The following is a 22,825-nucleotide window of genomic DNA, read 5'->3' on the forward strand; positions in this document are numbered from 1 at the left end:
CCGCGCTGGTCGGGCGCCACGAGCTCGTGAAGGAAACCCAGCCCATGACCGAAACCCAGCCCGCCCCGGCGCGCGACGACCCGGGTCGCGCAGTTCCCGCCATCGAGCTCACGGGAGTCGAGAAGACCTACCACGCCTACGGCGAGGCCGTCCCGGCCGTCCGCGGCGTGGACCTGGAGATCGGGCAGGGGGAGTTCTTCTCCCTGCTCGGCCCGTCCGGATGCGGCAAGACCACCACCATGCGCATGATCGCCGGCTTCGAGGAGCCGACGGGCGGCGAGATCTACCTGCACGGACGCAGCGTCACCGGCGTGCCCGCCAACCGCCGCGACGTCAACATGGTGTTCCAGTCGTACGCGCTGTTCCCGCACATGAACGTGTTCGACAACGTCGCGTTCGGGCTGCGCCGGCGCGGCGTCGCCAAGGCCGACGTCAAGGCGCGGGTCGGCGAGATGCTGGAGATCGTCGACCTGACGGGGCGGGAGCGGCGCCGCCCCGCCGAGCTGTCGGGCGGCCAGCAGCAGCGCGTGGCGCTGGCCCGCGCGCTGGTCAACCGGCCGCGCGCGCTCCTGCTGGACGAGCCGCTCGGCGCGCTGGACCTGAAGCTGCGGCAGGCGATGCAGGTCGAGCTGAAGCGGATCCAGCGGGAGGTCGGCATCACGTTCGTGTACGTGACGCACGACCAGGGCGAGGCGCTGACGATGTCGGACCGGATCGCGGTGATGAGCGACGGGCTGATCGAGCAGCTCGGCTCGCCGCGGGAGATCTACGAGCATCCGGCGACGCGGTTCGTGGCCGGGTTCATCGGGACGTCCAACCTGCTCGGCGGCGAGGTCGCCGAGGTGTCGGGGGGCGTCGCGGTGATCTCCTACGGGCCGGACGGGCGGATCGAGGTGCCGGTGCGGGACGGGCCGGCGGTCGCGGCGGGGGAGCGGCTGGAGCTGACGGTCCGGCCGGAGAAGATCGGCATCGGGGCCGGCAAGCCGGCGGACGACCTGTGCGGCGTGCGCGGCACCGTCACCGAGGTCGTCTACCTCGGGACCTCGACGAACTACAACGTCACCACCTCCACCGGGGCGGACGTGGTCGTGTTCATGCAGAACGCCACCGGCGCCGACGACATCGCCGTCCGCGGGGACGGCGTCTGGCTGTCGTGGGACCCGCGCCACTCGTACGCCATAGGAGCCCCCCAGTGACGAACATCGACCCCGCGTTCCTGCGCGGACTGACCCGTCCCCGGCTGGCACGTTCCACCCCGTCCCGCCGGGACGTCCTGCGGCTGATGGGCGCGGCGGGCGCCGGCCTGGCCCTGTCGGCCTGCGGCGTGAAGGGGCAGGGCGGCAAGGGCAAGGTCACCCAGAACGACGTGCAGAAGTACTGGTCGGGCAAGGCCAGGACCGGCAAGCTCAACTGGGCGAACTGGCCGGGCTACATGGAGGACGACCACGCGACCATCAAGGCCTTCGAGAAGGCCACCGGCATCAAGGTGGACTACAAGGAGGTCATCCAGGAGATGGGCCCCTGGTTCGGCAAGATCCAGGCGCCGCTGGCGGCGGGCCAGTCGATCGGCTTCGACCTGATGGTCATGACGAACGGGATCCAGCTGGAGCAGGCGCGGCAACTCGGCTACCTGGCGCCGCTGGACCAGTCGCGGCTGAAGAACTTCCAGGCCAACGCCGGGGCGACGTTCAAGAACCCGTCGTACGACCCCGGCAACGCGTTCACGGTCCCGTACGAGTCGGGCATCACCGGGATCGCGTACAACACCAAGTACGTCAAGGAGGAGATCACCAGCATCGCGCAGCTGTTCGACCCGAAGTACAAGGGGCGGGTCGGCATGATGGGCGACTCGCAGGAGCTGGGGAACTTCGGGATGTTCCTGCTCGGCATCGACCCGGAGAAGTCGACTCCGGACGACTGGCAGAAGGCCGCGGCGAAGCTGCGCGAGCAGCGCGACAAGGGGATCGTCCGCAAGTACTACAACCAGGACTACGTCGACGCCGTCAGCAAGGGCGACGTGTGGATGACGATGGCGTGGTCGGGTGACGTGTACAGCATGACCAGTCCGGACGTGCGGTTCGCCATCCCGAAGGAGGGCGGCACCATCTGGACCGACAACATGTGCATCCCCAAGACCGCGAGCAGCCCGGTCGACGCCATCACGCTGATGGACTGGCTGTACGTCCCGGAGAACAACGCGCCGCTGACCGAGTTCGTCAACTACATCACGCCCGTCCCGGGGGTGAAGCAGGTCATCGCGGCGGACGCGGCGAAGGCCACCGGTGACGACAAGAAGGACCTGACCCGGCTCAGCACGAGCCCGCTGGTGTTCCCGTCCGACGCCGACATGCAGCGGCTGCGGCACTACCGGCGCCTCACGCAGGCGGAGGTGGCGCAGTACCAGAAGATCTTCGAGCCCATCGCCAAGGGGTCGTGATGGCCCGCCGGTCCAGGGGCGGCGCGTCGACGCCGTACCTGATGATCCTGCCGAGCGGGCTGTGGATGCTGGCGTTCTTCATCATCCCGATCGTGCTGATGGTGTCGCTGTCGCTGCAGACGGGCAACCTCATCGACGGCTTCCAGCAGACGTTCCACTGGCAGAACTACACCGACAGCCTGAACACCTACGGCGACAAGGTGGTGCGGTCGCTCTGGTACGGGCTGCTGGCGACGATCCTGTGCATCGCGCTCGCGTATCCGGCGGCGTACTGGATCGCCTTCCGCGGCGGGCGGCACAAGTCGACGTACCTGTTCCTTCTGCTGCTGCCGTACTTCGTGTCGTTCATCCTGCGGACGGTGTCGTGGAAGCTGGTGCTGACCGACAACGGGCCGATCCTGGGGCCGCTGCGCGACCATGGCATCCTGCCGTCCGATTTCCACGTCCTGGACACCGGCGTCGCGGTGGTGTCGGGGCTGACCTACAACTTCCTGCCGTTCATGGTGCTGCCCATCTACGTGGCGCTGGAGCGGATCGACGAGCGCGTGGTGGAGGCGGCCTACGACCTGTACGCGAGCCGCACGCAGGCGTTCGCGCGGGTCGTGCTGCCGCTGTCGCTGCCCGGCGTGTTCGCCGGCGTCATCATGACGTTCGTGCCGGTGTCGTCGGACTACGTCAACGCCGAGGTGCTGGGCGGGCCGCAGAACACCATGATCGGCAATGTGATCCAGACGGAGTACTTCGACAACAGCGCCTACCCGGTGGCGTCCGCGCTGTCGTTCGCGCTGATGGCGATCCTCCTCGTCGGCATCTTCGTCTACGCGCGGTCGCTCGGCACACAGGACGTTCTGGAGGCGGCGGGACGATGACGGCACTCGCACCCACCCGGACGGCGCGTCCGGCGCCGCCGCGCCGGCGCCGCCGGATCGCCGGGCTGCACCTCTACACGCTGCTGCTGATCGCTTGGCTGATCCTGCCGATCGCGATCATGATCCTGTTCGGCTTCAACGACACCCACAGCAAGCAGAACTTCCAGTGGCAGGGCTTCACCCTCAAGTGGTACGTCCACCTGTTCGACAAGGAGGACCTGACCACCGCGGTGATCAACTCGCTGACGATCGCGGTGCTCAGCACCGCCATCACCACGGTGATCGGGACGTTCGCCGGCATCGCGCTCGGCCGGTACCGGTTCCGCGGCAAGGGCGCGACGAACCTGGTGCTGTTCATGGCGATCTCCTGCCCGGAGATCGTGATGGGCGCGTCGCTGCTGTCGATGTTCGTCACGTTCAACCTGCCGCGCGGCTACCTGACGATCCTGCTCGCGCACGTGATGTTCTCCATCGCGTTCGTGGCCGTGACGGTGCGGGCGCGGGTGGTCGGCCTCGACCCGGCGGTGGAGGAGGCCGCGCAGGACCTCGGGGCCGGGCCGTGGACCCGGTTCCGGCTGATCACGCTGCCGATGATCATGCCCGGGGTGGTGGCGGGGGCGCTGCTGGCGTTCGTGCTGTCCATCGACGACTTCGTCATCACCAACTTCACCAGCGGCTCCACCATCACGTTCCCGCTGTGGATCTACGGCTCCACCCGGACGGGGACGCCGCCGCAGGTCAACGTGATGGGGACGATCATCTTCGGGGTCGGCGTGGTGATCGCGGTGGTGTCGGTGCGGCGCAGCATCCGCGCGTCCCGCTGAGCCCGCCGGGATGGTCCCGTGAACGTGCTGGAGTCGCTCGCGGAGGCGCAGCCCGCGCCGTACTGGCTCGACGCCGCCGCCGGCGCCGCCCGGCCCGAGCCGGGGGAGGCGCCGGCGGGGGAGCACACGTGCGACCTCGCCGTGGTCGGCGGCGGCTACGGCGGCCTGTGGACGGCCCTGCTCGCCAAGGAGCGCGACCCGTCCCTGAACGTCGTCGTGCTGGAGGCCGGGCGGGTGGGGTCGGCCGCGTCCGGGCGCAACGGCGGCTTCTGCGCGGCGAGCCTCACCCACGGCCTGGAGAACGGCGCCGACCGCTGGCCGGACGAGATGCACACGCTCGAACGGCTCGGCTGGGACAACCTGCGCGCCATCGGCGCGACCCTCACCCGCTACGGCATCGACGCCGAATGGGAGCCGACCGGGGAGATGACCGTCGCGACGCGGGAATGGCAGGTCCCGGCGCTGGAGCGGGAGGCGGAGAAGGCGTACGAGCTCGGCTGGCAGCCGATCCTGCTCGGCCCGGAGGCCGTCCGCAAGGAGGTCGCCTCGCCCACCTACCTCGCCGGTCTCTGGGACCGCGACGCCGTCGCCATGGTGCATCCCGCCAAGCTCGCCTTCGGGCTGGCCGCCGCGTGCCGGTCCCTCGGCGTCCGGATCCACGAGAACACGCGGGTGACCGGACTGCGCTCGGACGCCCGGAGGCTGCGGCTGAGCGTCGCGCACGGGTCGGTGACGGCCCGGCGCGTCGCACTCGCGACCGGCGCGTTCCCGCCCCTGCTACGGCGCATGCGCGGCTTCCTCGTCCCGGTGTACGACTACGCGCTGGTCACCGAGTCGCTCACCCCGGCGCAGCGGGAGGCCGTCGGCTGGAAGCACCGGCAGGGCCTCGGGGACGGCGCGAACCAGTTCCACTACTACCGGCTGACGGCGGACGACCGGATCCTGTGGGGCGGATACGACGCCGTCTACCACTACGGGAACGGCCTGCGTCCGGACCTGGAGAACCGCCCCGCCACGTTCGCCGCCCTGGCGCGGCACTTCTTCGCCACCTTTCCCCAGCTCGAAGGCATCCGCTTCACCCACGCCTGGGGCGGCGTCATCGACACGTGCAGCCGCTTCTGCGCGTTCTACGGGACGGCCTATGACCGCAGGCTCGCCTACGCGGCGGGCTACACCGGCCTCGGGGTCGGTGCGACCCGCTTCGGCGCTGACGTCATGCTCGACCTGCTCTGCATCGGCCTGGCGCCCGGCGAGGAGACCGAACGCACCCGGCTGGCGATGGTGCGCTCCAAGCCCGTGCCGTTCCCGCCCGAGCCGTTCAGGTACGGCGTCATCGAACTCACCCGGCGGGAGATGGCCCGCGCCGACCGCAACGACGGCCGCCGCGGCCTCTGGCTCCGCACCCTCGACCGCCTCGGCGTCGGCTTCGACTCCTGAGGAAGGGCGGCCCCGTCTCCGACGGGGCGCCGCGGAGGGGCCGGGCTCAGTCGGGGGCCTCATCGGTGGCGCCGAAGATGACGGACGAGACCTCGAGGTAAAGCTGTTCCGGGTAGGGCATGTAGCCGACGTTGCGCAGCGCCTGCTTCTGCCCGGCGGACTCCAGGATGAACTCGCCGTAGCCGAGCATCCGGCCGGCGACGGACCGCTCCAGCGCGATGTCGGTGACCTTCGCCAGCGGCATCATCGCCACGGTGCGGTTCAGCACGCCGCTGATCAGCATCACCCGGTGCTCGGTGACCAGGAAGAACTGGATGGACCAGGCCGCGACCTTCCAGACCAGGTAGCCGAGCGTCGGCAGCCACACCAACCAGACCCAGACGATCCCGGTGACGGCGGAGACCGCCCCGCAGGCGATGAGGGTGGCGACGACGATGACGGCGGGCAGCAGGAGCACCGCCGGATGCCTGCGCACCGCGATAACCCGTCCCTCGTAGGACATCAGGTACCTGTCGACGGTCCGCGACTTGGAGTCGCGGTAGACCATCATGTCCTGCAGATTCACGGCGGCGTCCTCGTCATGATCCGGTGTCTCCAACCGTAGCCCACCGGGGGCCCGCGATGCAGGGACCGCGGGGTGAGGGGGCCGGGGGTGCGGGGAACGGGGGATTGGCCTTGTGCGGGTCGGGCGGGCGGCTGATGATGTTGGTCATGGACGGCGTGCGCGACCCCGGGGAGCAGCCGCAGGAGGGCCGCGCGGGCGTCCCCCGACCGCAGGGAGGGCTGCCTCCCGACGTCATGGGGCGCCCGATCTGGCGGCTGCTGCTGCGCGGGCTCGGCGTGTACCTGCCGGCGTGGCGGGCGCCCGCCACGGTGCTGCGGGTCCCCGGCGGCGCGACCGGGTTCGGCCCGCCCGCGTTCCTGGACGGCGACGCCGGTTTCGGGCTGCAGATCCCCGACCGGCGCAGGGGGCTGGAGCCCGACCGGGAGATCTACGTGCGGGGGCGGGAGAACCCGAGCTTCGGCATCGTGATGGCGGGTCCGGCCGAGGCGATCGGCAGCCGGGTCGTGGACGCGGCGGTGCTGATGCGGTTCGCGCGGCGGCTGACCTTCGAGGAGCTGTTCGACACCGGCGACGCCGACTCGGTGCCGTACGCGGTGCGCGGGGCGCGGGCGGTGGAGAACGTGGTGTTCCTCGACCGGGCCGCCGGCGTCGGGCTGTGCGCGGAGGTCGAGCCGGTGACGCGTGCCGTGCACTGCCCGCTGTACGTGCGGATCGGCGGTCCGCCGGAGCGGACCGTGCGGGTCTACGGCGTCGACGCCGCCCCGGGCGAGGGCGCGGTCTACGGGGTGGAGGACCAGGCGGTCAGGTCCCACAGCTGATGGGACGGCAGCCGCCGCAGCCGTTCCGTGGCGGAGGACGGGTCCCAGAACACCTCGTCGCTCTCCAGCTCCAGTGACTGGGCGGCGGTCAGCACCGCGCACAGCAGCTCGTCGCGGGTGCGGACGGCCATCAGCGGCCCGATCTGCGCCACGGCGCCCGAACACTCCGAGAGGGTGCGCAGCAGCGCCTTGAGGGCCTCCTCGTCCTCCGGGGCGCGCGGGGGCTCCACGCCGGGCGGCAGGCCGGGCTCGACGCGGGCCAGGCCGCCGCGCCGGTCGCCGCCGTTCGCGGTGAGGCCGTTGCGCGGCGCCGCGCTGCCGGCCGAGATGAGCAGGGCGCTGAACGCGCCGGCGAGGTCCTCGGCGGCCTGCCCGCCGAGGAAGTAGCGGCGCCGCTCGGCGGAGCCGGGCGCCGTGCCGTCGGTGCCCTCGGCGGTGCGGAACCGGACGTTCAGCCGGCTGGCCCGCACGCACCGCTCGTACATCTCGGTGAGGATGTCCTCGAGCTGGTCGTCGCGCGTCCACAGCCGCCCGGTCGCGGTGACGGACGCCCCGCCGGGGTGCGCGCGCGGCCGTCCGGTCAGCGCGGCGGTGACGGTGTCGTCCAGCTCGCCCTCGGTGTACTGGAGCAGCTCGGTGACGACGTCCTCGACGTCCTCCAGCGTGCGGGTGAGGGTGCGCTGCAGTTCGAGGATCTCCTCGCCGCCGCGCTCCAGTTCGGCGAGCCGGTCCAGCGCGCCATCGACCTGCCCCGCCACGGCGGCCGCGCCGGTGCCGGTGACCGAGCGCACCGACGTCTCGATCTCGGTGAGCTTGCGGCGCAGCGCGGTGAGCGTGATCCGCTGCTGCTCCAGGTCGTGCAGCCGGCCGGCCTGGACGCGCAGGTGCTCGTCGGCCTGGTGGACGCGCCCGGCCAGCTCCTCGACCTGCTCGTTGTTGTGCCGCAGCCGGCCGTCCAGCGCCGGCAGCACGTCCTGCTTGACCCGCGACAGCTCGGCGGTGAGCTGCTCGCCGACCGTGACCAGCACGTTGTTCTGCTTGGTGACCTGCTCGTTCAGCTCGTCGACGCGGTGGGTGAACGCGTTCGCCTGGTTGCGGGTCTGGCGGCCCGCGTAGAGTTCCAGCGCTCCGACCACGACGCACAGCACCACCAGGACGACCGTCGTCATGGCACTCCTCGGGCGGGGCGGTTCCTACCGGAATGGGTTTTGATCGCGACCATAACTTACGATCACGCGCGCCGACCGGAACTTACGTAACCGACTGATCTCAGTGACCGTCCGGTCTCATCCGCCCTTCACGCCACGCGATCGACGCCGTTGCGTGCTCATGCCGTCACGATTCGTCACAGCCCTCGAATTGGGGCACGGTCGTGGTGACCTTCAGGCCCGCCGGGTCGAACCATTTGTGCAGGAGCCGGGGCGCGGTGCCGTCCTGGTACATCCCGGTGATCGCCTTGTTCACGGCCTCGCAGCCGTCCACGTCGTCCTTGCGCAGGCCGATGCCGTACGGCTCGTCCGAGAACGGGGCGTTGACGATCTTCACCTTGTGGCCCTGCCGGGCGGCCTGCGCGGCCAGGCCCGCCAGGATCAGGTCGTCGGTCGAGACGGCGTCGAGCCGGTCGGCGGTGAGCCCGTCGAGGCAGGCGGCGTACCCCTGCTGCCCGCCGACGTCGGCGGGCCGCGCGGCGACGCCCATCTCGTCGTGGACGCGCGGGAACGACACCGACCCGGCGACCCGGCACAGCCGTTTCCCGGCGAGGCCGTGGACGTTCTTCACGGCGGACGCGTCGGACGCCCGCACGAGCACGTCCTGGTGTGCGACGTAGTACGGGCCGGCGAACGCGACGTCCAGCTTCCGCTCGGGCGTGATGGAGTAGCTGGCGACGACGAGGTCGACCTTGCCGTCCTTGATCAGGGCCTCGCGGGTTTTGGAGGTCACCGGCGCGAAGCGGACGTGCGAGCCGGTGACGCCGAGCCGCCTGGCGACCTCCGTGGCGATGTCGACGTCGAAGCCCGCGTAGGTGCCGCCGGCCCGCGACCCCACGCCCGGCTGGTCGGTGTTGACGCCGATCGTCAGCTCGTCCTTGTCCGCGACGGACGACTCGCCCGCGTCGGCGATCCCGCACGCGGCCGCCGACAGCGCCGTCCCGGCGGCCAGCAGCGCCGCCGCCGCGCGCCGGGCGCGCAGGTTCCGCCGGATGCCCATGGTCCTCATTCCGCGCGCTCTCATCTCTGCCACCGGTACTCGGCCAGCCGCGGACGCACCCCGAGGAGCGCGAGCACGACGATGACGACGCCCGCGACGGGCAGCACCGCGTACCAGCCGCGCGTGCCGTGCTCGCCGTCCTTGATCGCCTCGCCGAAGGCGGTGTGGTGGATGCCGATCAGGGCCTGCATGTCCTTGTCGTACCGGGCGAAGTCGGCGGTGGCCGCGCCGCGTGCCGCGATGGCCTGCTCGCGCTGCCCGCCGTCGGCGAGCTTCCGCATCCGGTCGTCGTTGAGCTGGACCTTCTGGTAGTCGGCCAGCACGCGCCCGAGTGCGGCGTCGGTGTTCACGGGCCTGGCGAGGTCCTCGACCCGGTTGGCCTCCGCGCCGAGGAAGCCGAGGAAGGGCGCGCGTCCGTTCCCGGCGGACAGCCCCTTCTGCACGGCCGCGTTGTACTCCTCGAGGTTCCCGGCCTTCAGGTACAGGATGGTCTGCGACTTCTTCAGGTAGACCTGCTCGTAGGTGTCGGCGCGGTCCGGGTCGAGCAGGAAGCGCGTCTCGTCGGCGTTCGCGCTGTTGCCGATCGCGCGCGCCCTCGACAGCGACAGGATCGGGTCGAAGCCCTGCTCCTTCGCCCTGCGCAGGTCGTCGGCCTGCCCGGAGAGCATCGCGGCGCAGCCGGCGACGAGGACGAGCGCGCCGAGCGTGGCGACCGCCAGCGCCGGGTTCAGCAGCCGCCGGAAGCGCCGCGCCAGGTACACCTGGAGCGCGAGCAGGACGGCCAGCAGCACGACCCCGGCGGCGATGACCCACAGCGCGCCCGTCCGGACGTCGGACCGCTTGTCCTCGTAGGTGTGCCGGACGAGGGTGCCGTTGTCGAGCGTGAGGTTGTACGCCTTGGGCAGCAGGTCGAGCTTCATCATGTCGGTCGCCTGCCGGTACACCTCCAGCACCGGCTGCGGCGGCCGTCCCGACGCGCGGCCGGACTGCCGGTCGAGCAGCAGCGCCTGCGAGGCGAGCCGCTCGTAGCGGCCGAGCCCGTCCAGCAGTTCGCGGGCCGTGTTGTCCTCGGTGGTCTCGTCGGCCAGCTTCGCGGCCTTCAGGAGGGCGTCGCCGGCCTTCTGCCGGTCCTGGTCGTAGCGGGCCAGCGCCTGGTCGCGCCCGCCGCCTGCCGCGCCGCCCGCGAGCAGCGCGTTGGCGAGTTGGGCGTCCATGTCCGACAACTGGAAGTACATGTCGCCGGTCGCGACGACCTGCGGGCCGGCGTCGTGCCCGATGACCCGCACGCCGTCGCGGGCGTCGCCGACCGCAGCCCACGCGACCGCGAGCACGACTACGAGCACCACGGCGACCGCCGCGGTCAGCGCCCGGATCCGGCTGGCGACGGTGCGGGGCAGGGCCCGCGCGATCCCCGCCGGCTCCGCGCCGTCCGCGCGCCGCGGCCGCCGTCCGGACGGCCCCTCGGGCGGGGAGGCCGCGCCGCCGGCGGGCGCGGCGGCCCCGGCGGGACGCCCGGACGGTGGGCCCGGCGGACCCGCCGGCGCCTGCTGGACGGCCGTCATATCGCCTCGTCTCTGGTGAGCGTGATGGTGGTCCAGGCGCCGACGTGGATGCGGTCGCCCGCGGACACCGGGACCTCCACGTTCAGCGGGATCGGATCGGTGGAGCCGTTCAGGCACGTCCGGTTCGTGGAGCCGGGGTCGACGAGCGTCCAGGTGCCGTTGGGCTTGGCCAGCAGCACCGCGTGCACGTGCGAGACGCCCGGGTCCTCCGGCGGCTCGCGCAGGTCGATCTCGGGCGGGGACGCCTGCGCCGAGCTCCGCCGGCCGATGCGGATCTGCCGGCCCTGGAGCGGGATCCGCCGCTCCGGCGCGTACGGCGGGAAGGCCAGCGACGCCGAGTCCGGCCCCTCTTCGGCGATGACCGCGTTGTAGTAGTCGTGGTCGGCCACCACCACGGCCGTCCAGCCCACCGCGCCCGGGACGGGAGGCGCCGGGACGGGCGGTGCCGGCACGGGCGGGGCCGGTACCGGTGGCGCGGGCACGGGCGGTGCCGGGACGGGCGGTGCGGGTACCGGTGGTGCCGGTACCGGTGGCGCGGGGACCGGCGAGGAGGGCGGGGTCGGCCTGCCGCCGCCGATCGCGAAGTCGTATCCGCAGATTTCGCAGAACCGGTCGGTGCCGCGTTCGCCGCAGTCCGGGCACGTCCGTTCGCCGCCCGCTCCGGGCGACGGCGCGGCGGGCGACGCGGCGGGCGCACCGCCGCTGGGCGGGGTTCCGCCGATGAGCTCGCCGCACTCGTCGCAGTAGTCCGCGGCCTGGGAGGTGTGTCCGTTGGGGCAGATCGCCATGCTCAGCCCTCGCCCCGCCGCGTCGTGACGGTCTCGTCCTTGCGGGTCGTCGGGGTCCCGGCCCCGCGGGTCCGGACGGTCTTGGTGGACCGGGTGTCGAGCGTCATCTCGTCCGCCTTGTCCACGTCCCGCCGCAGCCGGACCGTGCCGGTGGCCACGTCGACGACGTCCACGACCCGGCGCAGCAGCGAGGTGATCTCCTCGTTGCCGGCCTGGTCGGCCAGCACCACCGCGCGGCCGAGCCGCGCCGTCGCGGTGTCGGTGTCGCCCTTGGCGCGGGCCTCGAGGCCCTCCTGGATGGCCTGCGCCAGCTCCGCCTGGCCGGTGTAGTCGGCGACCCGCGGGTTGATCTTGGTGGAGAGCGCCTCGTCGTCGGTCCACTGCGCGAGCACGTTGCCGGTCGCCAGGACCCGCGCCTCCTCACCGGGCGCCCCCGGCACGACCAGCTTCACCCACGCGGCGCGCACCTCCTTGCCGACCTCGCCGGGCGGCACCTCCACGCAGACGTGGTAGTCGCGGCTCTCCGCGCCCCAGGCGCCGAGCGGGTAGTCGCCCGCCTGCGGCGCGGACTCCACGCGCTTGTCGCTCAGGTCGTCGACGGACGGCATGACCTGCTTGACGAACTTCAGCGACGCGGTCTTCGGCGTCCACACGCGTAGCGCCACGTCCGCGACGGCCTTGCCCATCGCCGCCTCCGTCATCGCCCGGAAGTCGGCCGCGAGGTCGTTGGTGTCGCGGATGAACTCGACGCTGCCGAGCAGCGCGGAGGCGATCCGGCGCAGCTCGGCGACCTCCCAGTCGGTGCCGATGCCGCGGCAGTCGCAGACGAACCGGCCCGCGCAGCGCGCCAGCGCGGCGTTCAGCTGCTCGGGCGTCTCGTGCTGGTTCTTGCCGTCGGTCAGCAGGATCGCCTGCCGGACGGCGCCCTGGCGGGCGTCGAAGATCTCGTCGGCGAGCCGCAGCCACGAACCGATCGCGGTGCCGCCGGACGCCTTCAGCCGCTTCAGCTCCTGCCTGGCCCGCTGCCGGTTCCCCTCCGTTGCCTTGACCAGGCCCGGCTGCTGCGGGAAGACCATCGACGCCGCGTTGGAACCGGAGATGATCGCGAAGTCGACGCCGTCGCGCAGGGTGTCGACCGCGGTCTGCGCGGCGGCGACCGCCGCGCGCAGCTTGCTGTCCGGATAGGACATCGAGCCGGACGTGTCGATGATGATCACCACGGCGGCGTCCACCGCGGACGGCGCCGGCAGCGCCGGGCCGGTCGCCTCGACGGACACGACGGCGTGCACCTCGCGGCCGCCCGCGGGCAGGTACTTGTTCTGGTCGACCTTGACGGTGAATTGCGGCTGCTCGCTCATCGGTGCTGCTCCGTGCTCTCGGGGTGCGTGCGCGGGGGGACTTTGGGAGCGGGGAAGGGGATCACCGCGACGGTGATGTTGTCGCGCCCGCCGGCGTCCAGGGCGTGCCGGACGAGCGCCCGCGCGGCGCCCAGCGGGTCGGCGGCCGGGTCGGGCCGCCCGCCGTCCGCGGAGCCGTCCGGAGAGCCGTCCGCCGGATCGGGCGTGGAGCCGCCCGGGCCGCCGAGCAGGGCCGCCAGGTCGGCGGCGGCGGGGAAGTAGTTCCACAGGCCGTCGCTGCACACCAGCAGCGTGCCGGGACCCGCCGGGCGGAACGTCGCGACGTGCGGCCGGACCTCGCCCGCGTCCGCGCCCAGCCAGGCGGTGATGACGTGCGCGTTCGGGTGCGCCTCCGCCTCCGCCTCGGTCAGCGCGCCCTGCGCCACCATGATCGCGGCCCAGGAGTCGTCCTCGGTGAGCTGCCGGGACGCGCCCAGCTCGGCCATGTCGCCGGTGCTCGGCTCGGTGTCGCCGGGGTCGGCGCCGTCCGGGCCGGTCTCCTCCGGCTGCGTGTCCTCCTCGCCGGCGTCGGCCGTCGGGCCCTCCTCGGCGGACAGCCAGTAGGCGCGGCTGTCGCCGACCCACCCGACCGTCAGCGTCCCGCCGCGCGTCACCGCCGACACGTAGGTGCACGACGGCGCCTCCGACGGGGACGCGGCGAGCGCCGCCACCGCCCCGGCCGCCTTCAGCGCGGCCGTGCGGGTCGCGTCCTCGGGGTCCGCGCCGGCGTCCAGCAGCGCCGCCAGCTCGGCCGCGCCGGTGTCGGCCGCCGCGCGGGACGCCTCGTCCGGACGCTGCGACGAGCCGACCCCGTCCGACACGACCGCCACGATGCCGGCGGCGTGCGCGGCGAGGGCCAGCGCGTCCTCGTTGCGGCTGTAGCGCTTGCCGCGGTCGCTGGCCCCGGCGGCCGCGAGCGCGCCCGAGCCGTCCGCCCCGGACCCGTCCCCGCCAGCCGCCGCCGGAAGACCGACCTCCACATGGTCGCGCTCCGCGGGCTGCCGCAGGCCGCACCGCTCGCAGTAGCCGTCCGCGTCAATCGCCGCGCCGCCGCATTCCGGGCAGGGGCGCGCGTCGCCGGCGCCCGTGCGGCGCCGCGCGAGGGAGGCGGAGCTCTGCCGTATCGTCGCGCCCTCCCGGGGCGGCACGCCGCTCTCGCCGGGGCCGTCGGGCGGCGGGTCGCCGAGCTTGTGCCCGCAGTTCTCGCAGAACACGTAGCCCGGGTAGACGATCTCCTTGCACGCGGGGCAGGTCGGCTCGGCCGGCTTGGCCGCGGCGTCGTCGAAGCCGGGGCCGAGGCCGGCGCCGGCGGTGGGGTCGTCGGTCACAGGAGCGTCCTCGGGCGTACGGCGTTGGCGGAGTCGATGAGCAGCCGGGACTCGTCCCGGTCCCGGGAGCGGCGCGCCAGCTCCCGGTAGGTGCGTTCCAGCCGGCGCCGCAGCGTGGTCTCCTCCAGCGGCTCGCCCATCAGCGCGCCGCCCCGCGCGCCGTTGCCGGTACCGGCGGGCAGCCAGCCGAGGGCGGCCTCCAGGATCTCGGCGGCGAGCCTGTCGCGCCGCGCGTCGTCCAGGTCCAGGCCGGTCAGCCGCTCGCCCGCCGCGACCAGCTCGGCCGCCGTCAGCTCCGCCGGCGCGCGGCCGCGCACCGCCGTCGCCACCGCCGCGACCTGCGCGGGCACGTACCGGATGGAGATCTTCGGCACCGCGTCCAGCGCCGCGACGGCCTGCGCCCGGCCGCCCGCGGCCAGATGCACCCGGGCCAGCCCGAAGGCCGCGGTGAGGTAGCCGTGGTCGGTCCGCCACACCAGCTCGAACAGCCGGACGGCGTCGTCCGGCGCGGAGTGCTCGCGGCAGTAGGCCAGCGCGAGCTTCGGCGCCGCCTCGCCGGGCAGCAGCCCGTACAGCCGGTCGAAGCGCGGCTCGGCCTCCGCCGTCCGCTCCGCGGCGAGCAGCGACACCGCGCGGTACCAGTCGACCCGCCAGTCACCGGGACGGCTCAGGGCGACCTCGTCCAGCAGCGCCGCCGCCTCGTCCGGCGCGCCCGTCTCGATCTTCACGCGGGCGAGCGCCAGCAGCACCTCGGGCGTGCGCTCCGGCGCGTTCTCCAGCACCGGGCCGAGCTGCTCGTCGTCCAGCGCGGTCAGCCCCGCCAGGAACGCGGCGGCCGGGTCCGAGCCGTCCACCAGCGGCACCGGCAGCGCCGACGCCGCGATCCGCGGCGGGACGGGCGGCAGCGCGGACTCGGCGGACAGGTCGCCCGCCATCCACGGATCGAACCGCTCCGGGCCGAACAGGGCGGACGGCGCCGGACGCGGCGCGCCCTCCTGCGCCGCCACCACCTCGCGCAGCACGCCGGTCAGCTGCTCGGCCATCTCCGCGGCGTCCTGGAACCGCTCGGCCGGATCCTTGTGGGCCGCCCGCCGCAGGAACCGGTCGTAGGACTCGAACTCCTGGAGCAGCGGCACCTCGTCGCGCGGCGGAAGGCCGTCGACATAGGCGCGGGTGTAGCCCTTGAACGGGAAGCTCAGCACGGCCAGCGCGCGCCCGACCGTGTAGAGGTCGGAGCTGACCGACGGGCCCAGGTCGGCGATCTCGGGCGCCTGGTAACCGATCGTGCCGTAGATGGCGCCGTCCGGGTCGTCCAGCCGCCGCACCCCGCCGAGGTCGATGAGCTTCAGCTCCTCCTCGGACTGGATGACGTTGTCCGGCTTGAAGTCGCAGTAGATCAGGCCGTTGGCGTGCAGGTAGTCGAACGCGCGCAGGACCTCCAGGCCGTAGGCGATGGCCTGCGGCAGCGGCAGGTGCTTCTCGCCGGTGGGCTGCGGCTGCTCCAGCAGGATGTCCTTGAGCGACTGCCCGCCGACGTACTGCATGACGATGTAGTCGTCGCCCTCGTGCTCGACGAAGTTGTAGATCTTGACGATGTTGGGGTGGTCGACCGCGGCGAGGTAGGCGCGCTCGGCCTCCGCCGCGATCCTGGCGTCGGCGTCGCCGGTGTCGAGCAGGCCCTTGAGCACCACCCACCGGTTGCTGACCCGCTCGTCCTGCGCCAGGTAGATCCAGCCGAGGCCGCCGTGCGCGATGCAGCCGAGCACCCGGTACTGGTTCGCGACCAGGTCGCCGGGGCTGAGCTTGGGGGTGAAGGAGAACCCGGTACCGCACTTCGGGCAGAACCCCTCGGTGCGGCCCGGCCGGTCGGCGCGGCCGCGGCCCACCGGCTCACCGCAGTTGGAGCAGAACCGCTTGCCCTCCGCGACCTGCGGGTCGCTCATCACCGCCGACGACGGGTCCCGGTAGGCGATGCGCGGTACCTCCACGAGGCCGGCGCCCAGCATCCCGCGCCGTCCGGACGACCGCGACGAGCCGGTGCGCGTGCTGCCCGTCCTTGCCGTCCCGCTCGTTCCCGTGGTGCCGGACGAGGCCGACGCCTGGTCCGGGGCGGAGCCGCACTCGTCGCAGTAGCCGTCGACGACCGTCCCGGAGCAGCCCGGCTGGCGGCACTTGTCGTCGGGCGGCGCGGACGCGGCGGGCGACGCCTGCGGAGCCTGGACGTCCGGGGCGGAGCCGCATTCGTCGCAGTAGCCGTCCACGATCGTGCCCGCGCATCCCGGCTGCGCGCAGGCGCCGGACGCGGAGGAGGACGCGGCGGAACCGGACGCCGGCGAACCGGGCGTGGCGGACGGGCTCGGCGATGCGGGCGGCATGCCGCATATGACGCAGTAACCGTCCTCGACGGTTCCGCCGCACCCCGCCACAGTGCACTGGCTCAACGTTCCGCTCCCTTCACCCGCGAGGTAATGGCCTGCTGGTACTCCGAAAGCGTCACGGTCGCCTTCCGCAGGTCGCACGGCGAGGTCCAGAGCAGCTCGCGGGCCCGCTCGTAGAGCGCGGCGAGCCCGGCGTCCTCGGCGCCGCCGAGCCGCCCGGCCTTCGCCCGGTACGCCTCCAGCCGTCCGCGCAGTTCCTCGCGCCGGTCCAGCAGGCCCCGGATCACCTCGACGTCCCGCCGGGCCTGCTCCAGGGCGCCGTTCATCGCGCGTTCCAGGTCCGCGACCCGGCCGGCCAGCTCGTTCCACCCGCCGTGCCCCGCCGCCGCCCGCACGCCCGCGCCGTGCGGCGCGCGGCCGACGGCCGCGAGCCGGTCGGCCAGCGTGGCGGACATGTCGGGCAGGTCCGGCAGCACCGGGGAGGCGATCTTGGCCAGGACCTCGCCGCGGACCCGGCGCGCCTCGTCCTCCGCGGCGCGCAGCGCGTTCAGGGCCGCCTGGATTCCCGCGATCCGGTCGGCGAAGCCGTCGCGCAGCCGGTGCGCCTCCTCCAGGCCGCGCCGCACGTCCGCCAGCGCGGTCCGCAGCGCGTCCAGGCGGCTCGTGTCGGGGCGCCCGGCGTCCGCGAGCGCGAGCGGATCGCCGCGCACGAGCGCCGCCACCGTCCGCAGCTCCGTGGTCAGCCGGTCCAGGTCGGGGTCCGTCCCGCCCAGCGAGGCCAGCAGATCGGTGGCGGCGCGCTGCTCGGCCTCGACCTCGGCGAGCCGCGACAGCAGCGCCGACCAGACGGCGTCGAGCGCGGCGACGGTCTTCACGACGTCCTCGTACAGCGGCGTCATCCGCGCCACGACCGCCCGCAGGGTCAGCCTCTCGCCGCCGTGGGCGGCCAGCAGCGTCCGGCGTTCGAGCGGGACCTCCTCGGCGGGCAGCTCGACCGACGGGCCGGTCAGCAGCCGGGTCAGCTCGGCGAGCTGCGCCTGGCCCGGCCGCGAATGCCGGGCGCGCAGCTGCTCCGCCTCGCCGAGCGTCCGACCGTAAAGGTCGAACAGCGCCCAGATCTCCGCCGTCCGCGACCGCACCTCGGTTTGCACGCGGCGCGTCGCGCCGTCCAGGGCGGCGCCGTCCAGCAACCGGTACCCCGGATGCCCCTCCAGGTCGAGCAGGGCCGTACTGATGCGCTCCTTCTCGTCGCGCAGAAGCGCCAGCGTCCGGTCGGCCTCGTCCCGGTCCAACGGGGGCCGGGCCGCCCGTGCGTCGCTCACCGCCCGTCCGCGATCATGTGTTCGCCCCCGATTCCCCCGAATAGAGCACGTATCGGGGCACAGTGTTCCCCATGCGCGGTGGGCATCTCAAGCACGCGGGCGATCAGGCCGCGTCCCGCCGCCCGCCGTGCGTCAAGTGACGCTTTCCGGGCGTGCCGGGGCACTGCAAAATGTCAGTGTTCGAACGTATGATCGAACCATGGCGAACGTTGCGACGCACCTTCGGACCACCCCCGCGCACGACGCGGCCGCCGGCACCGTGCTCACCGCCGCCGAGATCGCGGCCCTCGCGCTCTCGCTGGCGCACCTCGGCGCCGGCCCGCAGGCCACCACCGCCCGCCGCGCCCTGCGCGCCCTCCTCGACCCCGCCGCGCCCGTCGACCACCACGACGTGGTCGCCGCGACCGTGGCCACCCTCACCGCGCCCCTGGACGCCTCCACCGCCGACCGCGCCCGCGTCATCGCCGCGGCCATCACCGAGCACCGCGTCGTCCGGCTCTGCTACGGCGACGCCGGCGCGAACGTGACGATCCGCGAGGTCGAGCCCGTCACCTGCCTCGTCCACCGCGACCACTGGTACCTCGTCGGCTGGTGCCGGATGCGGCGGGGCGTCCGCGCCTTCCGCTTCGACCGCATCCTCGCCGTCGAGTCCACCGGCCTCCCCGCCCGCCCCCGCCGCGCCGACCGCTACCTGCCCTTTCAGTCCAGGGCCCTTGGCGTCAGGCGCTAGGGCGCCTTCCTTCGGCGGGCCCTGCGGCGATCGCTGCATCGCTCCGACTCGCCCTGGGGGCTCGCTGCGCGATCAGGTTCTCGCAAGCTCGAACCTGGCTTCGCACGCGATCGCAACGTCGCGGTCGCGTGCGGGGCCGGGGGTCGGGCTCGCGGGCGGCGGCTGCCGGTTAGCGCAGTAGGCGGCGGGGGGTGCGGACGGCGTGGCCGATGAGACGGCCCGCCCTGCGGGACAGGCGGCCCGCGGGAGTGCGGGACGGGTCGTCGCGCTGCTCGGCGCGCAGGCCGCGGACGATCTCCTCGACGGCCTTGCGCGTCAGGTCGCGCACCTCGGTGACCGCCCGGTCGTCGTCGGCGCGGCCGGCCCACAGGGACGTGTCGATCGGCTCTCCGAAACCGAAGTAGAGCCGCTGCGGGCGCGGGATCGGCGTCGGCCCGATGCCGCGCGACACCGGCATCAGCACGTCGTCGCGCATCCCGCGCTCGCCGAGCACGGCGCGGGCCAGCGGCCGGACCGGCGCCAGCAGCGGGCTGCCCGCGTCCAGCACGGGGGTGAACATCTCCTCCACGCCGACCGAGCCGAACGGGACGATCGGGCAGCCCGCCTCCACGGCGAGGCGGGCGAAGCCCAGCCGGCCCTCCCACTGGAGCCGGTACCGGTCGGCGCGGTGGCGGGTGGCCTCCCGGGCCCCGCCGGGGAACACCACGACGATCTGCCCGTCCCGCAGCAGGGCGCGGCAGTTGTCGCGGGTCCCGTCCACCGAGCCGCCCATGTCCATCGCCGTGCGCCAGCCCGGGATCCGCCAGTGCGCGTGGTCGGCCAGCGACCGCACCCACACCCCGCGCCGCCGGTGGATCTCGAAGAAGATCAGCGGCGCGTCGACGACCCCGTACACCGTGTGGTTGCCGACCAGCAGCGCGGGCCCGGTCCGGGGCACGTTCTCCAGGCCGTGGAAGACCGGCGAGGTGTACGCGCGCCACGGTTCCAGCGCCAGGTTCGCGGCGCGGATCAGCGCGGCGGACGGGGGAGTCCAGTCGAGAGGGGAGGCCATGGCGCCGATCGTATGGGAGGCCGACCAGCGGCCCTGACAGAAGGGTCAGTGAACGCTTACAGCAGCGCTGCGTCGTGCAAGTGGTGGTCCATGGGCGGATTGTGGCATCGTGCGCCGTGTTCGGGGCGGTCGAAGAACTAGCATTGCGGCGGTGAGCGCGCGGGACGTCCTTGAGCATCTGCAGCGGCTCGGCATGTCCGGATACGAGGCCAAGGCGTACGTGGCCCTCGTCGGGGCGGGCAGGCCGGTCAACGGGTACGAGGTGGCGAAGCGGTCCGGGGTGCCGCGCAGCACGGTGTACGAGACGCTCGGCAAGCTGGTGGCGCGGGGCGCGGCGTACGAGCTGCGGGGGTCGTCGGACGCGACCGAGTACCTGCCGCTGCCGCCGGAGGCGCTGCTGGACCGGATGCGGCGGGAGTTCGACGGGTCGGTCGCGGTGCTGCGGTCGGCGCTGCCCGCGGTCGCCGCCGCGCCCGAGGGGCATCTCATCCACGGCCTGAAGGACGCCGAGGCCATGCTGGACCGGGCCGAGGACGTGGTGGCGGGGGCCCGGCGCGACCTGTTCATGTCCGTGTGGCCGGAGGAGACGCGGCGGCTGCGGGAGGTGGTCGTGGACGCCGCCGAGCGGGACGTCGAGGTGTCGGTCGTCTCGTTCGGGGAGGACGCGGACCCCTTCGGCGGGGACGGCACGGGATACGTCTACCAGCACCGCTACTCCGCGCCCGAGGCCGTCCTCGAAGACCTCGGCTACCGGCTGCTGGTGGTCGTCGGGGACCGGCGGGAGGCCGTGGTGGGCGGCTTCGGCGAGGGCGCGGCGTGGGGCATCTACACGGCGGACCCGGCGGTCGCCCTGATGGCGGCGGAGTACGTCCGGCAGGACATCGCGCTGCAGATCCTCGCGGAGCGCGTCGGCGGCGGCGAGCTGGACCGCCTGTTCGCCACCGACCCTGGCCTCCTCCGCCTCTTGGGCCGCGGCCGCGGCTGAGCGGCGGCGCCACTCAGACGGCGGCGGTGTGGGCGATGGCGTCGGAGACGACGGCCGTCACGTCGCGTGTCCGGGCGTAGACGGCGCGTTGCAGCTGGGCGCCGTTGCCGCGGTCGAGGAGGCCGTGCAGCAGCCGGGTGGCGGCCTCCAGATCGCCCATGCGTTCGAGCGCCGGGCCGAGGTGCTCCAGGAGCGCGCGGACGACTTCGCGGACGGGCGCGGCGCGGCGGGTCGCGGGGTGCACGAGGTCCGCGCGGAGCCCGGACCGCCCGGCCCGCCACATCGCCAGCCGCATCAGGTCGGCGCGGACCGGGTCGGGCGGCTCCCCGGCGTGCCACGCCTCGGCGGCGGTGTCGACCAGGGCGCGGACCAGCGCGGCCATCAGCACGGCGTCGTCGGCCCGCAGGCACACGTCCGGGACGCGGATCTCGACGGTGGGGTAGTGCCGGGACAGCCGGGCGTCGTAGTAGATCATCCCCTCGTCGACCAGCGCGCCGGTGGCCAGCAGGGCCTCGACGGCCGCCCGGTAGGCCGCGGCGGAGCCGAACAGCTCGGTCGGGCCGCTGGACGGCCAGCGCCCCCAGACCTGGTAGCGCCAGCTGTCGTAGCCGGTGTCGCTGCCCTGCCAGAACGGCGAGTTGGCGCTGAGGGCCAGCAGCGCCGGCAGCCAGGGCCGGATCCGGTCGAGGACGGCGACGCCCTCGTCCGGCGACTCGACGCCGACGTGCACGTGGCAGCCGCAGGTGAGCTGCTCGTCGGTGGTGGCGCCGTAGGCGTCCGACATCCGCCGGTAGCGGTGCGAGGGGGACAGCGACGGCCGGACGGTCACCGGTGAGGTCGCCAGCGCGGCGACCGCGGCCCCGGCGCCCGCCGCGGCCTGCGCCGCCGCCTGCCGCGCCGACCTGACGTGCGCGGACACCTCGTCCAGGGTGCGGCAGACCGGTGTGCAGATCTCCAGCTGCTCGCGCTGCAGCTCGCATTCCAGCGGTTCGGACCGCCTGCCGCCGTTGAACAGCACTTCTTCGTGGCACTGGGCGTACTGCACGACGGAGCCGGAGACGGCCTGCGGCGCACCGCTGGCGGGGTCGACGAGGAGGAGCTCCTCTTCCACCCCGAAGGTGCGTATGCCCACCGAACTGCGAAGTGTCACCAGATAGTTGTGCCCTCACCGCCCTGAAGTACCTCCTCCGGGTGACACCAGGATGGCCGGAGGTGGCGCGAATAATGCCCACGATCGACCTGGCCGCGATCAACGCGGCCGGATGTGGAGGAAATGCGCCCTTACGGGGCCAGCCACGTGCGCAGCAGCGCGCCCGTCTCGTCCAGGCGGTCGATGTAGAGCATGTGGCCGGAGTCGATCTCGGTGATCGTCAGCCCCGGGCCGAGGCCCGCGCGGCAGTCCACCACGAACTCCGGCCGCACGAGGTCGGCGAGCGTCGCGATCACCAGGTGGGTCGGCAGGTCGGCGGGCGGGGGCACGTGGGGGCGCGCCATCTCCGAGTACGCCGTCACGATCGCGGCCGGCTCGTACCGCCAGCGCGTCCGCCCGCCCGGGCCGTGCTGCAGGTGCTCGCCGACCTCGTCGTTCACGGCCTCGTCGGACGCCCCGGACCAGCGGGCCACCAGCGACGCCCGCGCCTCGACGGCGTCCGCGAACGACACCTCCGCCATGTACCCGCGCGCGTTCTTCGCCGCCTCCGCCGGGTCCAGCCCGATCGCCGGGTCCAGCAGGACGAGCCGCCGCACCCGGTGCGGGGCCAGCCGCGCCAGATGCACCGCGATCATGCCGCCGTAGGAGTGCCCCACCAGGTCGGCCTGGTCGAGGCCCTCGGTGTCCATGACCGCGAGGACGTCCTCGACGTGCTGCTCCACCCCCCACGGCGGCTCGTGCGGCGAGCGCCCGTGCCCGCGCAGGTCGGGCGCCAGGGTGTAGCGGTCCGCCAGATGACGCTCGGCCGTCCGCCGCCACCGGGCCCCGTGCCCCGTGATGCCGTGCAGCGCGACCAGCGGCGCCCCCGATGGATCCCCGAACCGATGAACATGCAACGCCGCGTCCGTCATGCCGAAAAGCGTAAACGGCGCCCCACGCTCCGGCCTACCGTTCGCCGATCGCCTCCCGCCGATCT

Annotated in this window: 20 protein-coding genes; 8 read left to right on the forward strand and 12 right to left on the reverse strand. The window is 73.5% G+C overall.

The window, feature by feature from the left end:
* The first annotated feature begins 44 nt into the window (after positions 1–44).
* Genes ACA514_RS25095 through ACA514_RS25115 form a run of 5 tightly spaced genes read left to right on the forward strand, consistent with a single transcriptional unit; the run spans position 45 to position 5,567 of the window.
* Positions 45–1,196: an ABC transporter ATP-binding protein gene (locus tag ACA514_RS25095; RefSeq protein ID WP_375043661.1), complete on the forward strand. Its 1,152-nt coding sequence runs from the start codon at positions 45–47 to the stop codon at positions 1,194–1,196.
* Positions 1,193–2,437 (forward strand): spermidine/putrescine ABC transporter substrate-binding protein, encoded by a 1,245-nt coding sequence (locus ACA514_RS25100; protein ID WP_375043662.1) that lies wholly within the window; start codon positions 1,193–1,195, stop codon positions 2,435–2,437. The genes ACA514_RS25095 and ACA514_RS25100 overlap by 4 nt, the downstream gene beginning before the upstream one ends.
* On the forward strand, positions 2,437–3,306 hold the full coding sequence (locus ACA514_RS25105; protein WP_375043663.1) for an ABC transporter permease: 870 nt from the start codon (positions 2,437–2,439) through the stop codon (positions 3,304–3,306). The genes ACA514_RS25100 and ACA514_RS25105 overlap by 1 nt, the downstream gene beginning before the upstream one ends.
* A complete protein-coding gene (locus tag ACA514_RS25110) occupies positions 3,303–4,130 on the forward strand; it encodes an ABC transporter permease (protein WP_375043664.1) in 828 nt (275 codons plus the stop codon). The genes ACA514_RS25105 and ACA514_RS25110 overlap by 4 nt, the downstream gene beginning before the upstream one ends.
* 18 nt (positions 4,131–4,148) lie before the next feature.
* A complete protein-coding gene (locus tag ACA514_RS25115; RefSeq protein ID WP_375043665.1) occupies positions 4,149–5,567 on the forward strand; it encodes an FAD-dependent oxidoreductase in 1,419 nt (472 codons plus the stop codon).
* 46 nt (positions 5,568–5,613) lie between these two features.
* Here ACA514_RS25115 and ACA514_RS25120 read toward each other — a convergent pair whose 3' ends face one another.
* Complete coding sequence (locus ACA514_RS25120; protein ID WP_375043813.1) at positions 5,614–6,117, reverse strand: PH domain-containing protein; 504 nt, start codon at positions 6,115–6,117, stop codon at positions 5,614–5,616.
* Positions 6,118–6,278: 161 nt separating this feature from the next.
* Here ACA514_RS25120 and ACA514_RS25125 point away from each other — a divergent pair, with 161 nt between their 5' ends.
* Complete coding sequence (locus ACA514_RS25125; protein WP_375043666.1) at positions 6,279–6,950, forward strand: hypothetical protein; 672 nt, start codon at positions 6,279–6,281, stop codon at positions 6,948–6,950.
* Here the strand turns inward: ACA514_RS25125 and ACA514_RS25130 are convergent.
* The 8 genes from ACA514_RS25130 to ACA514_RS25165 form a co-directional block, all read right to left on the reverse strand.
* The gene (locus ACA514_RS25130) at positions 6,911–8,119 is read right to left on the reverse strand and encodes a hypothetical protein (protein ID WP_375043667.1); all 1,209 of its coding nucleotides are present in this window, start codon (positions 8,117–8,119) and stop codon (positions 6,911–6,913) included. The genes ACA514_RS25125 and ACA514_RS25130 overlap by 40 nt on opposite strands.
* 166 nt (positions 8,120–8,285) lie before the next feature.
* Positions 8,286–9,158: a glutamate ABC transporter substrate-binding protein gene (locus ACA514_RS25135; protein ID WP_375043668.1), complete on the reverse strand. Its 873-nt coding sequence runs from the start codon at positions 9,156–9,158 to the stop codon at positions 8,286–8,288.
* A gap of 20 nt (positions 9,159–9,178) precedes the next feature.
* Positions 9,179–10,720 carry a hypothetical protein gene (locus ACA514_RS25140; protein ID WP_375043669.1) on the reverse strand — a complete coding sequence of 514 codons (1,542 nt, stop codon included), beginning with the start codon at positions 10,718–10,720 and terminating at the stop codon, positions 9,179–9,181.
* A complete protein-coding gene (locus ACA514_RS25145) occupies positions 10,717–11,508 on the reverse strand; it encodes an FHA domain-containing protein (RefSeq protein WP_375043670.1) in 792 nt (263 codons plus the stop codon). Before ACA514_RS25145 ends, ACA514_RS25140 begins: the two co-directional genes overlap by 4 nt.
* A gap of 2 nt (positions 11,509–11,510) precedes the next feature.
* On the reverse strand, positions 11,511–12,866 hold the full coding sequence (locus tag ACA514_RS25150) for a VWA domain-containing protein (RefSeq protein WP_375043671.1): 1,356 nt from the start codon (positions 12,864–12,866) through the stop codon (positions 11,511–11,513).
* Complete coding sequence (locus ACA514_RS25155; protein WP_375043672.1) at positions 12,863–14,233, reverse strand: protein phosphatase 2C domain-containing protein; 1,371 nt, start codon at positions 14,231–14,233, stop codon at positions 12,863–12,865. The genes ACA514_RS25150 and ACA514_RS25155 overlap by 4 nt, the downstream gene beginning before the upstream one ends.
* A complete protein-coding gene (locus ACA514_RS25160) occupies positions 14,230–16,608 on the reverse strand; it encodes a tetratricopeptide repeat protein (RefSeq protein WP_375043673.1) in 2,379 nt (792 codons plus the stop codon). Before ACA514_RS25160 ends, ACA514_RS25155 begins: the two co-directional genes overlap by 4 nt.
* Before the next feature lie 62 nt (positions 16,609–16,670).
* A complete protein-coding gene (locus ACA514_RS25165; RefSeq protein WP_375043674.1) occupies positions 16,671–17,933 on the reverse strand; it encodes a hypothetical protein in 1,263 nt (420 codons plus the stop codon).
* Between the two features lie 199 nt (positions 17,934–18,132).
* Between ACA514_RS25165 and ACA514_RS25170 the strand changes: the two genes are divergently transcribed.
* Positions 18,133–18,663 carry a helix-turn-helix transcriptional regulator gene (locus ACA514_RS25170; RefSeq protein WP_375043675.1) on the forward strand — a complete coding sequence of 177 codons (531 nt, stop codon included), beginning with the start codon at positions 18,133–18,135 and terminating at the stop codon, positions 18,661–18,663.
* A gap of 169 nt (positions 18,664–18,832) precedes the next feature.
* On the opposite strand, the gene ACA514_RS25175 is transcribed toward ACA514_RS25170, so the two are convergent.
* Positions 18,833–19,714 (reverse strand): lysophospholipid acyltransferase family protein, encoded by an 882-nt coding sequence (locus ACA514_RS25175; protein WP_375043676.1) that lies wholly within the window; start codon positions 19,712–19,714, stop codon positions 18,833–18,835.
* A 151-nt stretch (positions 19,715–19,865) separates the two neighbouring features.
* On the opposite strand from ACA514_RS25175, the gene ACA514_RS25180 reads away from it, so the two are divergent.
* Positions 19,866–20,699: a TrmB family transcriptional regulator gene (locus ACA514_RS25180; protein WP_375043677.1), complete on the forward strand. Its 834-nt coding sequence runs from the start codon at positions 19,866–19,868 to the stop codon at positions 20,697–20,699.
* A 13-nt stretch (positions 20,700–20,712) separates the two neighbouring features.
* On the opposite strand, the gene ACA514_RS25185 is transcribed toward ACA514_RS25180, so the two are convergent.
* Both ACA514_RS25185 and ACA514_RS25190 read right to left on the reverse strand, forming a co-directional pair.
* On the reverse strand, positions 20,713–21,831 hold the full coding sequence (locus ACA514_RS25185; RefSeq protein ID WP_375043678.1) for a glutamate--cysteine ligase: 1,119 nt from the start codon (positions 21,829–21,831) through the stop codon (positions 20,713–20,715).
* A 149-nt stretch (positions 21,832–21,980) separates the two neighbouring features.
* Positions 21,981–22,760 carry an alpha/beta fold hydrolase gene (locus ACA514_RS25190; RefSeq protein WP_375043679.1) on the reverse strand — a complete coding sequence of 260 codons (780 nt, stop codon included), beginning with the start codon at positions 22,758–22,760 and terminating at the stop codon, positions 21,981–21,983.
* Between the last annotated feature and the right edge of the window lie 65 nt (positions 22,761–22,825).

The sequence above is a fragment of the Actinomadura sp. NTSP31 genome (assembly GCF_041951385.1).
Taxonomy (GTDB): Bacteria; Actinomycetota; Actinomycetes; order Streptosporangiales; family Streptosporangiaceae; genus Spirillospora; species Spirillospora napierensis.

Bases quoted from the DNA above. Each gene is read 5' to 3' on its own strand.
- ACA514_RS25095 (WP_375043661.1), top strand. From the start codon at position 45: ATGACCGAAACCCAGCCCGCCCCGGCGCGCGACGACCCGGGTCGCGCA.
- ACA514_RS25105 (WP_375043663.1), top strand. From the start codon at position 2,437: ATGGCCCGCCGGTCCAGGGGCGGCGCGTCGACGCCGTACCTGATGATC.
- ACA514_RS25110 (WP_375043664.1), top strand. From the start codon at position 3,303: ATGACGGCACTCGCACCCACCCGGACGGCGCGTCCGGCGCCGCCGCGC.
- ACA514_RS25120 (WP_375043813.1), bottom strand. From the start codon at position 6,117: ATGATGGTCTACCGCGACTCCAAGTCGCGGACCGTCGACAGGTACCTG.
- ACA514_RS25125 (WP_375043666.1), top strand. From the start codon at position 6,279: ATGGACGGCGTGCGCGACCCCGGGGAGCAGCCGCAGGAGGGCCGCGCG.
- ACA514_RS25130 (WP_375043667.1), bottom strand. From the start codon at position 8,119: ATGACGACGGTCGTCCTGGTGGTGCTGTGCGTCGTGGTCGGAGCGCTG.
- ACA514_RS25135 (WP_375043668.1), bottom strand. From the start codon at position 9,158: ATGGGCATCCGGCGGAACCTGCGCGCCCGGCGCGCGGCGGCGGCGCTG.
- ACA514_RS25140 (WP_375043669.1), bottom strand. From the start codon at position 10,720: ATGACGGCCGTCCAGCAGGCGCCGGCGGGTCCGCCGGGCCCACCGTCC.
- ACA514_RS25145 (WP_375043670.1), bottom strand. From the start codon at position 11,508: ATGGCGATCTGCCCCAACGGACACACCTCCCAGGCCGCGGACTACTGC.
- ACA514_RS25150 (WP_375043671.1), bottom strand. From the start codon at position 12,866: ATGAGCGAGCAGCCGCAATTCACCGTCAAGGTCGACCAGAACAAGTAC.
- ACA514_RS25160 (WP_375043673.1), bottom strand. From the start codon at position 16,608: ATGCCGCCCGCATCGCCGAGCCCGTCCGCCACGCCCGGTTCGCCGGCG.
- ACA514_RS25170 (WP_375043675.1), top strand. From the start codon at position 18,133: ATGGCGAACGTTGCGACGCACCTTCGGACCACCCCCGCGCACGACGCG.
- ACA514_RS25175 (WP_375043676.1), bottom strand. From the start codon at position 19,714: ATGGCCTCCCCTCTCGACTGGACTCCCCCGTCCGCCGCGCTGATCCGC.
- ACA514_RS25190 (WP_375043679.1), bottom strand. From the start codon at position 22,760: ATGACGGACGCGGCGTTGCATGTTCATCGGTTCGGGGATCCATCGGGG.